This window comes from Lentzea sp. NPDC004789, from assembly GCF_053601075.1.
Window position 1 is genome coordinate 587,581 of sequence record NZ_JBSGBE010000002.1, and the last position, 11,800, is coordinate 599,380.

Annotated in this window: 6 protein-coding genes; 3 read left to right on the top strand and 3 right to left on the bottom strand. The window is 69.1% G+C overall.

Annotated elements, in window-relative coordinates:
- The first annotated feature begins 108 nt into the window (after positions 1-108).
- Entirely contained in the window at positions 109-3,708 is a 3,600-nt protein-coding gene (locus ACWEIJ_RS06920; RefSeq protein WP_449836217.1) for an nSTAND1 domain-containing NTPase, read from the top strand.
- Positions 3,709-3,724: 16 nt separating this feature from the next.
- Here the strand turns inward: ACWEIJ_RS06920 and ACWEIJ_RS06925 are convergent, their stop codons facing one another.
- The 3 genes from ACWEIJ_RS06925 to ACWEIJ_RS06935 form a co-directional block, all read right to left on the bottom strand.
- Positions 3,725-6,322: a glycoside hydrolase family 3 protein gene (locus ACWEIJ_RS06925; RefSeq protein WP_449836218.1), complete on the bottom strand. Its 2,598-nt coding sequence runs from the start codon at positions 6,320-6,322 to the stop codon at positions 3,725-3,727.
- A gap of 375 nt (positions 6,323-6,697) precedes the next feature.
- Positions 6,698-7,903, bottom strand: a complete 1,206-nt coding sequence (locus tag ACWEIJ_RS06930) for a DUF222 domain-containing protein (protein WP_449836219.1) — start codon at positions 7,901-7,903, stop codon at positions 6,698-6,700.
- Between the two features lie 300 nt (positions 7,904-8,203).
- Positions 8,204-9,850 (bottom strand): glutamate--tRNA ligase, encoded by a 1,647-nt coding sequence (locus tag ACWEIJ_RS06935; protein WP_449836220.1) that lies wholly within the window; start codon positions 9,848-9,850, stop codon positions 8,204-8,206.
- Between the two features lie 76 nt (positions 9,851-9,926).
- Here ACWEIJ_RS06935 and ACWEIJ_RS06940 point away from each other — a divergent pair, with 76 nt between their 5' ends.
- Both ACWEIJ_RS06940 and ACWEIJ_RS06945 read left to right on the top strand, forming a co-directional pair.
- The gene (locus ACWEIJ_RS06940; RefSeq protein ID WP_449836221.1) at positions 9,927-11,108 is read left to right on the top strand and encodes a zinc-dependent alcohol dehydrogenase; all 1,182 of its coding nucleotides are present in this window, start codon (positions 9,927-9,929) and stop codon (positions 11,106-11,108) included.
- Positions 11,109-11,127: 19 nt separating this feature from the next.
- On the top strand, positions 11,128-11,748 hold the full coding sequence (locus ACWEIJ_RS06945; RefSeq protein ID WP_449836222.1) for an L-threonylcarbamoyladenylate synthase: 621 nt from the start codon (positions 11,128-11,130) through the stop codon (positions 11,746-11,748).
- Positions 11,749-11,800: the final 52 nt, after the last annotated feature.

Genomic DNA, 11,800 nt, shown 5'->3' on the forward strand with positions numbered 1-11,800 from the left:
GACGAGCAGGTCGCGAATGTCACCGTTCATGTGCTCTTCATAGAGCGAACGCGTTGTTCGGTTCCGCCGACTGGACGCCGGACAAACAACGAGAGAACAATCCGGCGGGTGCCGAGACCCGAGCGCCCGCTGGATTCCGACGATGACGAGCTGCTCAGGTTCGCGGCGGACTTGAGATTGTTGCGTGAGAAAGCAGGTAAGCCGACCTACCGCGAGCTGAGCAAGGTCGCGCACTATTCGGTGACGGTGCTGTCGGAGGCCGCGAGCGGCCGGAAACTGCCCAGCCTGGCCGTGACCACGGCCTACGTGCACGCCTGCGGCGGCAACGTCGAACAATGGCGGCGGAGATGGCACGAGCTCGCCGAAGGCGCGAAGCCCGCCGATCCCGGCCGGGAACCGCCCTACCTCGGCCTCGGTGCCTTCCAGGCACAGGACGCCGGCCGGTTCTTCGGCCGGGAGAAGCTCGTCGGACAACTGCTGGACAAATGCAGCGATCGGCCATTCGTGGGCGTTTTCGGTGCTTCCGGATCAGGCAAGTCGTCACTGCTGCGCGCGGGACTCGTGGCCGCGCGCCCGGCCGATCTGTTCTCCCCCGGCCCGCATCCGCTGGCGTTGTGGAGCGAGGTGACCGCGGAGCTCGTGGTGATCGACCAGTTCGAGGAGGTCTTCACGCTCTGCCGGGACGAGGACGAACGGGCCGCGTTCATCGAGGCCATCACGCATTCCGCGGGACGCAAAGTCGTGATCGGCGTCCGTTCCGACTTCTACGGCCATTGCGGCCGCTATCCGGCCTTGGTCGACGCGTTGCACGACGCGCAGATCCTGGTCGGCGCGATGAGCCCGCAGGAGCTGCGGCGAGCGATCACCGAACCGGCGTTGCGCGCCGGCTACACCGTCGAGGGCGCGCTGGTGTCGGTGCTGGAGGCCGAGCACGCGCCGTTGCCGCTGGTCTCGCACGCACTGCTGGAGACGTGGCGTCGTCGTCGCGGCACCCGTCTGACCGTGGCGGGCTACGAGGAGACGGGCGGCGTCCGGCACGCGCTGGCCCAGAGCGCCGAGGCCGCGTACCTGGCGCTGGACGCCGGGCAGCGGGAGATCGCGCGCAAGATCTTCCTGCGGCTGACCGCGCTCGGTGAGGGCACCGAGGACACCAAGCGCCGGATCGGCCGCGACTCTTTCGACAACGATGACAACACGTTGTTCGTGCTGGACCATCTCGCGCGCGCACGGCTCATCACGCTCGACGACACCGGCGTCGACCTCGCGCACGAGGCCGTGATCCGCTCGTGGCCGCGCCTGTCCGGCTGGCTGACCGCGAACCGCGACGGCCTGCGCGTCCACCACCAGCTCACCGAGGCCACCGCGACCTGGGAGTCGCTCGACCACGACGCGGGCGCGCTCTACCGGGGCGTGCGGCTCGCACTGGCCCGTGAGTGGGCGGCGGGCGACGACGACGCGATGTCCGCACGCGAACGCCGGTTCCTCAATGCCAGCATCGAGGCCGAGGAAGCCGAACAGGAGGCCAGCCGGCGGCGCACCCGCAGGCTGCGGCAGCTCGTCGGCCTGCTGACCGTGCTGCTCGTGCTCGCGGTGACGGCGGTGGGGTTCGCGATCAGCGCCCAGCACGAGACCACGGTCCAGCGGAACCTCGCCATCGCGCGCAAGGCGGTGAGCGACGCGCAGGGCCTGCAGCCGGTCGACGCCGCGCTGTCGACCCAGCTGAGCCTCGCCGCCCAGCAGCTCTCCGACAACGCCGAGACCCGCGACAACCTGCTGAGCGCCACCGCGCACCCGTACTTCACCCGGATCGCCGCGCACGGCAGTGACGTCCCGGCCGTGGCCACGCGGGGCACCACGCTCGCGACGGTCAGCTGGGACCACGAGCTGAAGCTGTGGGACATCACGGACACCCACACACCGCGGCACCTGAGCACCGTCGACACCGGCGCCGAGCTGCACGGCGTCGTCTTCGCCCGTGCCGGTCTGCTCGCGCTCACCACGGAGCAGGGCGTCCTGTTCTACGACGTGACCGACCCCGGTGCCCCGAAGAAGCTGGGTACCGTTCCCGGCCCTGGCGGCACCACCAAGATCAGCGACGTCACGTTCACGCCGGACGGCACGACGGCGGCGGTCGCGGTCGCCGCCGTCGTGCAGTTCTGGCAGGTCACCGACCCCGCCCACCCCGTGCTGACCTCGACGCTGACCGGGTTCGACGCCGCCACGCGCCGGGTCCGGTTCCGGCCGGACGGCAAGGCGCTCGCCGTCGCGGTGGACAAGGTCGTGACGCTGTGGACGTACGGTGACGGCGAGCCGCGGCCCCTGGGCGTGCTGCGCGGCCACACCGGAGGGATCGAGTCGCTCGCGTTCAGCCCGGACGGCCGGTCGGTGGCGACCGGCGGCTGGGACCACCTGGCCAAGCTGTGGGACGTGGCCGACCTCGCGAACCCGCGGCAGCGCGCCGAGTTCGCCGACTTCACAGCCATCGTCTGGGGCGTGTCGTTCTCCCCCGACGGCACCACGCTCGTCGCGACGGGCGACCGCCGCACGCGGCTGTGGGACCTCGCCCACCTCGACCCGGAAGGCAGGCCGAGACTGCTCGGCACGCTCACCGCCGGCGTCTACGCCGCCGAGTTCACCCAGGACAACGCCACCCTGGTGATCTCGGAGGGCGGGAAGTCGGTGCGGCTGCAGCGGCTGAGCGACCTGCCGTTGCTGGGCCACGAGAACAACCTCTCGGCGACGTCGTTCCGCCCGGACGGCCAGGTGCTCGCGACCAGCAGCTGGGACAGCACGGTGTGGCTGTGGCGGATGACGCCGCAACGCGGCCGCGAGCCGATCACCCGGATCACCGACGCCCGCGGCTACCTGCGGTTCACCGCGTTCAGCCCGGACGGCCGGCTGCTCGCGGTGCCCAGCGACGACGGGTTCTGCCGGCTCTACGACGTCACCGACGTGACGGCCCCGGTGCTGCGCGCGACGCTGCCGGTGCAGACCGACCGCGCGGTGTCGGCGGCGTTCACCCCGGACAGCAAGACGCTCGCCGTCGGCACGTACCGGCAGGTCATGCTGTGGGACATCACGGAACCCAAGTCACCGAAGCTGCTGTCGTACCGCGACACCGCGAACAACTACCTGTGGGCCGTGCACTTCAGCCCGGACGGCACCAAGCTCGTCGCGGGCACCGGTGACCAGTCGAAGCTCTACGACGTGACCGATCGGCGCGATCCCCGCGAGATCGCGTTCCCCGGCACCGGCGACACGACGTTGCGCGGCGGGTTCAGCCCGGACGGCCGGCTGCTCGCCACCGCGGTCGGCGACAAGGAGATCCGGCTGACCGACCCGCGCACGCTGCGGGAGGTCGGCAGGCTGACCGGGCTGACCGCCGGGCCCTACGCGGTGACCTGGCACGGAACCCTGATGGCGACCTCGCACACCGACGGCGTGCTGCGGCTGTGGGACCTCGCCGACCCGGCGCGGCCGCGGCTGGTCACGCGGTTCACCGGGCACGACCGTGATGTCGCGGCCATCGAGTTCTCACCCGACGGCACCTATCTGGCCTCGGGCGGCAACGACACGACGGTCCGGTTGTGGGACGTGGACGTCGATCGGGCGCGGGAGCGGTTGTGCGCGCGGCACCCCGAACCGCTCACGCGCCCGCAGTGGGCGGAGTACTTCCCGGACGTGCCCTACCGGCCGGTCTGCCGGTAGGGCACGTCGCTGTGCGTTAAGTGCAGGGAAGTACGTCCGGATCAGCACCCGCCTTGGGCACCCACCGGACGTTCGCGAACGACGCCTGGAACGTGCCTTCGGTGTAGACCAGGAACGGCGTGTTGACGTTCTCCAGGTCCAGTCCCTTGCTCGCCAGGCACTCGACCGAGACCTTCACGGTCGACTTCTGTCCGATCGGGAGGTTCCGGAACGCTTGTGTGGCATCGAGTTCCGCCATGCACGGGTAGTTGCAGTGCGCGCTGATGACCGTGCGGGCGGCCGGAGCCTGGTGCACGATCACGTCGAACTCGACGGCCGCGTTCGCGTTGCCGTACCCGCGCAGGTCGGTGCCGGCCGGGCTCTGCAGGTACACCTGCCCCGGTCCGGCGCCGGTCCACGTCGTCTTCAGCGCGTCCTGCTGGACGTTGACGTCGGACTGCACGACGTTGATGTTCGCCTGCGAGGCCTGCCCGTCCGGGCCGATCTCCAGGCCCCAGTTCTCCGGCGAGCCGAGGAAGCTCTTGTACGGCGCGACGTCCGCGCGGTTGAAGATCTCCAGGTCCTCGGTGGCCGTGCCGCCGCCGTTACCGGAGCAGCTGCCGCCGGGGCTCGACTCGTCGAGCTTGCCGACGTTGCCGGTCTGCCAGTCGCGCAGGCCGTAGCCGAACTTGAACAGCGGGTCCTGGCTCGGGTCGTTGAGCGGCGTCTGGCAGGCGCTGCGCGGCCACGAGTAGGACAGCTTGCCGGTGAACCCGTTGTGGCGCCCGCGGATCAGCAGGTCCGCGATGCCCTGGCCCTCGGTGCCCGGCAGCCAGGCGGCCACGAACGCGTCGGAGCGGTTGATCTCCTTGTTCATGTACATCGCGCGGCCGCCGACGTAGACGGTGACGACCGGCTTGCCCTTGCCGGACACCTTGTCCAGCACCGCGAGGTCCTGCGGGTACAGGCGCGCGGTCTCCAGCGTCCGCTTGCCGATGTCGCCGACGCCCTCCGCGTACGGCGTCTCACCGATCACGGCGATGACGGCGTCGAAGTCCGCGGGGTTCACGTCGTCCGCCTTCTCGGAGAACGTGACGTTCGCGGCGCCCAGCGTGTCCTGGATGCCCTTGAGGATGCTGGTGGCGTTCGGGAAGTCGGCGTTGGTGTTGCCGGTGCCCTGCCAGCTCAGCGTCCAGCCACCGGTCTGGTTGCCGATGTTGTCCGCGCTCTTGCCGACCACGAGAACCTTGCTGCGCTTGGGCAACGGCAGCACGCGGTCGTTGTTCTTCAGCAGCACCGCGGACTCCCGCACCGCCTTGCGCGCGAGCTCCTTGTGCAGCAGGTCGCCCTGGTCCCCCGCGTGCTCGCGCTGCGAGGGCTTCGGCTCGTCGAACGTGCCGGCGCGCAGCTTGACGCGCAGAATCCGGGTGACCGCGTCGTCGATGCGGGCCATGGGGATCACGCCGCTCTCGACCTGCGCGATCGTGTTGGCGATGAACGCCTTCCAGTCGTTGGGCACCATGATGATGTCCAGCCCGGCGTTGATCGCCTGCGGGCAGCTGGCGTTCGTGCACCCGGTGACCTGCCCGATGCCGTTCCAGTCGGAGACGAGCAGCCCGTCGAAGCCCATCTTGCCCTTGAGGATGCCGGACTGCACGTACTTGCTGCCGTGCACCTTGCCCTCGTTGATGACGTCGTTCGTCCAGCTGTTGAACGAGATCATCACCGTCTGCGCACCCGCGGCCAGCGCCCCGTAGTAGCCCTGACCGTGAATGTTGATCATTTCTTGCTCGGTGCTGGCGTTGACCCCCTGGTCCTTGCCACCGGTCGTGCCGCCGTCACCGATGAAGTGCTTGGCGGTGGCGATCACGCCGTCCTCGCCGATGCGCCTCTTCGCGTTGTCCTGCAAGCCCTTGATCGCCTCGAACCCGTAGGCGCGCGTGATCCGCGGGTCCTCGCTGAACCCCTCGTACGTCCGCCCCCACCGGTCGTCCCGGACGACCGCGAGCGTCGGCGAGAACGCCCAGTCCTGCCCCGTGACCCTGATCTGCTCGGCCGTGGCCGCGGCGATGTCGCGGACGAGGCACGGGTCGTGCGCGGCGCCAAGCCCGATGTTGTGCGGGAACACCGTCGCGCCGTAGACGTTGTTGTTGCCGTGCACCGCGTCGATGCCCCAGATGACGGGAATCTTGGTGCGCGTGGCCTTCGACGCCTCCCAGTAGGCGTCGGCGAGCTTCAGCCAGTCCTGCGGCGTGGCCTTCTTGTTGGCGTTGGGCCAGCTGCCACCACCGTTGAGCACCGACCCGAACCCGTACGTCGTCACGTCCTGCGGCGTGATCGCGCCGATCTCGGGCTGCGTCATCTGCCCGATCTTCTCGGCCAGCGTCATGTCCTTGAGCATGGCCTTGATGCGGGCCTCGTCCCTGCGGTCACCCTTGAGCTGGCTCTCGACCTTCGGCCAGTCCTTGAGGGTGGGCAACGACTTCTCGATGCGGGCGCACCCGTTCTCAGTGCGGGGCTGCCCGATGACCGGCTGCCCAGGTCGGTGCTGCGCCTCGTCCGGCGCGGCGGCCGCTGTCGCGCTGGCGGCGAGCGTCAGCCCCAGCACTGCGGCGAGAGTGCTTCTCCAATGCATGCCGCAGATCCTCAACTTTGTGTTACGTCTGCGTCAATGGGAACGCTCTCACGACTTTTTCCCGGGACCCCGCCCGCGTCTCGCTTGGCCTCCGGATGACCGGTCGCGGGAGTGGTCCAGTTGGTGGAGGTGGGGTCACGGGGGCTGCCGCGCGGGTGGCCACCTTGCGTTGGCGGCCGGGGCTGTGCGTGGCCTGACGGGCGTTGGTTGCGTCATCGCCGCTTCGCGACGATCGCGATGGGGGCTCAACTTCGGGGCCCTTGCGGGTGCTGGTCGGCCTTGAAAAGCCGGGCGTCGCATCTCGCACTCAAAGTCAAGCCCCAATCGCGTGGGCTGGGCACGTCACCACCGCTTACCGGGTCAGCATAAGGCCGATCACGCAACCGTGTTGATGAGATTGCTTCTCGGCTTGCGGTGCGGATCCAGCCACGCGGGCGGGTAGAACGCCGGGATGCCGTGCGCCATTTTCACTTCCCACTCGCTCTGGTGAATGAGCGTGTGGTGGTGGCGGCAGAGCAGCACCGCATTCTTGACTGACGTGTCGCCGCCGTTCGCCCAGTGCTGGATATGGTGCGCGTCGCATTGTTTCGGTGGTCTGCCACAGCCGGGGAACGCGCAACCTCGGTCGCGGGCGACGAGGACGCGGCGGATTCCGGCGGGGAAGCTGCGGGTCTTGCGGCCGATGTCCATCGGCTGCGACTTCTCCCCCAGCACCAGCGGGATGATCCCCGCGCTGCACGCCAGCCGACGCACCTCCGCGGCCGAGATGCGCTCACCGTTGTCCAGCATGCCCTGACCGAGCTTGCCCGCCAGGTCCTCGTAGCGCACCGTCACCGTCAGCGTGACCGGCTCACCACCGTGCTCAGGCAACTGGTCCGCGCGCAGCATCAGGTCCACCAGCTCGGCCAGTGCATCGCCCTCACGCTCGGCCCGCGAGCGCGGATCAGGTCCTTCCGCCTCGGTGGTGGGCCGTGGTTTGGCCAGAGGGTCCATCAGCGCCTCGTACTGGGCGCCGGTGACCTTGTCCAGCGTCGCCCGGATCTCCAGCTGGTCGCCCTTCCAGCGCATCACATGCTGATTGACCTGCCGCGACGGTTCGGCGTCACGTGGTTCGGGATCGTTCTGAAGCAGCGCGTAGACCAGCTTGCGGCCCATCGTCCGCAACGCCACCGGATCGTGCTCGCGAGCGAGACCGACCACAGTCCGCTCGTACTCGGCGGGCAGCTCCTTCATCACCTCGGCCACCACCGCGACATGCTCCATCGACAGCACGCCCTCGGCCGCAGCCGACGCGGTCACCGGCAGCTCCGGCGCGATCTCACTGCCAGTCGGCGTGATCCCCGACCCGAGCAGCCCGGCATTCGCCACCCACTGTTTGGCGGTATTCCGGCTCCAGCGCACCGCATGCTGCAACACGCCTGGCAAATCCTTATAACCGAGTTCACTCGCGGCACCACGCCGACCCAACTCGGCAATCTTGCGCATCACCGCGTGCTCACGAGCCCGAATCTCAGCCACCTCACCAACGAGACTGCCCAGCAGCTCGCCAGTGGAGAGAAGAGGAAGGTCGGATTCGCTCACGTGCTCCACTCTACCGCAAGATCACGAGACAATAACGGATAAATCCATACACGAAAGCGTGAACCGCCCGGCCGACCCCTGCGAGGTGCTACCGTGATCGGATCGGCCGGGCTCCTCATACCCGGCTTTTGAAGGCCGAAGAGCATCTCGCCAGAGGCTCGAAGTCAAGCCCCAATCGCAATCGTCGCGAAGCGGCGATGAAATGACCCGTCTCGTCATCGGCCCTGAACCCCAGCCACCATGCAAACGGCCCCCGGCTCCCGAGAAAGGAACCAGGGGCCGTCAGACCCAGCGGCAAGCTCAGCCGACGAGCGCGCGCACCCGCCGCAGCACCTCGTCACGCCCCAGCGTGCGCGCCACCGAGTGCAGGTCGGGGCTGCGGGTCGACCCGGTGAGGGCGACGCGGATCAGCTGCGCCGCCTCCTTGATCGAGCCGGGGTAGGCGTCGGGGTTCTTCTTGTACTCCTTGGGGTTCGGCGCGAAGCCGTGCTTGCCCGCGAGCTCGCGGATCTGGCCGAACCACTCCTGGCCGTCCTCCAGGTCGGCGTACCCGTCGGCGAAGTCGGCGGCGAACGCGGAGATCAGGTCCGGGGACACGCCGCCCAGGCGCTCGTCGGAGCGGTCGGAGACGAGCGGGAACAGCGACGGGAAGAAGAAGCCGTAGGCGGTGCGGAAGTCGGACCACTTGCGGAGGTCCTTGCGCGGGTTCGCGACCTCCGGGCCGCGCTCGACCTGCAGGGCCGCCAGGGCCGCGTCGCGCTCGGACGAGAGCACCTCAACCAGCTCGGGGTCGTACGTGGCCGCCCAGGCCGAGATGCGGGAGATGATCTCCTCGCCCGACAGGGTGGCCACGTAGTCGGCGGCGATGTCCTCCAGCTTGACGAGGTCGACCAGCGGGCCGGCCACGCCGCACTCGGCGAGCGAGATCGGGGCGGCCAGGGCCTCGGCCAGCGGGAGCTCTGCCAGGCGGGCGTTCACGAGGCCGCGCAGGTAGTACTGGACGGCCTCGGCCGGGAAGCCCGCCTCGATGAAGAACTCGACGGACGCCTCGGCGTCCTTGCGCTTGGAGAGCTTGCGGCGGGAGCCGCCCTGCTGCTTCATCAGCGGCGCGATGTGGGCGTACTCGACGCGCTCGAAGCCCAGGGCGTCGAAGAGCTGCAGGTGGGTCGGGACGGAGGAGATCCACTCCTCGCCGCGGATCACCAGGTTGACGCGCATCAGGTGGTCGTCGACGGCGTGCGCGAAGTGGTAGGTGGGCAGGCGCGGCGAGGAGTCGGAGGCCTTGAGGATCACCACGTCGTTGCGGTTGGCCTCGTGCTCCAGCGGGCCGCGGATCGCGTCCACGAACGAGGTGCGCTCCCCCGCCTTGCCCGGCGAGCGGAAGCGGACGACGTACGGGCGGCCTTCGTCCAGAGCGGCCTGGACGTCCTCGGCGGTCTTGTCGCGCCAGATCGCCCAGCGGCCGTAGTAGCCGGTGGGGAGCTTGGTGGCCTGCTGGCGCGCGGTGATGTCCGCCAGCTCCTCCTTCGTGGCGAAGCACAGGTACGCCTTGTCCTGGCGCAACAGCTCGCGCACGTACGTCAGGTAGATCTGCTCGCGCTGCGACTGGAAGTACGGGCCGTACGCGCCCACCGAGTCGGCCTCGTCGGGCTCGATGCCGAAGTAGGCGAACGCCCGGTTGAACTGGTCGACGGCGCCGGGCACCTCGCGGGCCTGGTCGGTGTCCTCGACGCGCAGGATGTACGAGCCGCCCGACTGGGAGGCGAGGTCGCGGTCGATCATGCCGACGTACAGGCCGCCGATGTGCAGGAACCCGGTCGGGGACGGGCCCAGACGGGTGACCTTCGCGCCCTCCGGCAGCTGTCGTGGCGGGTACTGCTCCTCCCAGAAGGACGGCTCGGGCAGGTCCGAGGGGAACAGGGCGTCGACGACGGCACGGTCGAGCATCGCTGAGGGTCTCCAAAACCGGGGAAAGAAGTACGCCCAGGTTATCAACGCCAGGGCGCGGGGAAAGCCACTGGGCATGAAGGCAGTCACTTGGCACGGCAAACGCGACGTCCGGGTCGACAGCGTGCCCGACCCGGCGCTCAAGGAACCCGAGGACGTGATCGTGAAGGTCACGTCGTCCGGCATCTGCGGGTCCGACCTGCACCTTTACGAGGTCCTGGGTCCGTTTCTCACCGAGGGCGACATCCTCGGCCACGAACCGATGGGGGTCGTGGAGGAGGTCGGCGCGCACGTCACGAACCTCAAACCGGGCGATCGGGTGGTGATCCCGTTCAACGTCTCGTGCAACTCGTGCGTCATGTGCAACCAGGGCCTGCAAAGTCAATGTGAGACCACGCAGGTTCGTGAGCACAATTCCGGTGCCGCGCTCTTCGGGTACACGAAGCTCTACGGCCAGGTGCCCGGCGGCCAGGCGGAGTACCTGCGCGTGCCGTTCGGCAACTCGCTGCCGATCAAGGTGCCGGACGGGCCGCCGGACGACCGGTTCGTGTACCTCAGCGACGTGCTGCCCACCGCGTGGCAGGCGGTCGAGTACGCGAACGTGCGGGAGGGCGGCGTCGTCGCGGTCCTGGGGCTCGGCCCGATCGGCGACATGTGCTGCCGGGTGGCGCGGCACAAGGGCGCCAGGGCCATCGGCATCGACCTCGTCCCGGAACGGCTGGCCAGGGCCAAGGCGCGCGGTGTCGAGACGATCGACCTGCGGGGAGCGGGCAAGCGGCTCACCGAGGTGGTCAGGGACCTCACCGGCGGCCGCGGCCCGGACGCCGTCATCGACGCGGTCGGCATGGAGTCGCACGGCGCGCCCGCCGCCAAGATCGCCCAGCAGCTCACCGGGCTGCTGCCGGACCCGGTCGCGCAGAGGGTGATGAAGGAGGCGGGCGTCGACCGGCTCAAGGCCCTCTACAGCGCGATCGACATGGTCCGGCGCGGCGGCACCATCTCGATCATCGGCGTGTACGGCGGCATGGCCGACCCGTTGCCGATGCTGACGATGTTCGACAAGCAGCTGCAGCTGCGGATGGGTCAGGCCAACGTGTGGCGCTGGGTGCCGGAGATCCTGCCGCTGCTCACCGACGACGACCCACTGGGCGTGGACGACTTCGCCACGCACCGGTTGCCGCTCGAAGACGCCCCACGCGCCTACGAGACATTCCAGAAGAAGAACGACGGCATGGTCAAAGTGCTGCTCAAACCTTGATCGGCATATCCTGCCCCGCATGGCCAAGTACCTGGACGTCCACCCGGTCAACCCGCAGAAGCGCGCCATCGACCAGGCCGTGCGGATCCTGCAGGAGGACGGCCTGATCGCGTACCCGACCGACTCCTGCTACGCGCTCGGCTGCCGGCTGGGCAACAAGGACGGCATCGACCGCATCCGCGAGATCCGCAAGCTGGACGACAAGCACCACTTCACGCTGATGTGCGAGAACTTCGCCCAGCTCGGCCAGTTCGTGGTGGTGGACAACGCGGTGTTCCGCGCCGTCAAGGCCTCCACGCCGGGCAACTACACGTTCATCCTGCCCGCGACGAAGGAGGTGCCGCGCCGCATGATGCACCCGAAGAAGAAGACGGTGGGCGCGCGCATCCCGGACCACGTCGTGACGCAGGCGCTGCTGCAGGCGATGGGCGAGCCGCTGCTCACCTCGACGCTGCTGCTGCCCGACGAGGCGGAGCCGCTGATCGACGGCTGGGAGATCAAGGAACGGCTGGACCACGTGGTGGACGCGGTGCTCGACTCGGGCGAGTGCGGCACCACGCCCACCACGGTGGTGGACTTCTCCAGCGGTGAGGCCGAGATCATCCGCTACGGCGCGGGCGACCCGACCCGCTTCGAGTGAAGGCAACGCGGGGGCCTTTCGTTTCCTCGTGGGGAACAGCGGCCCCCGCGTG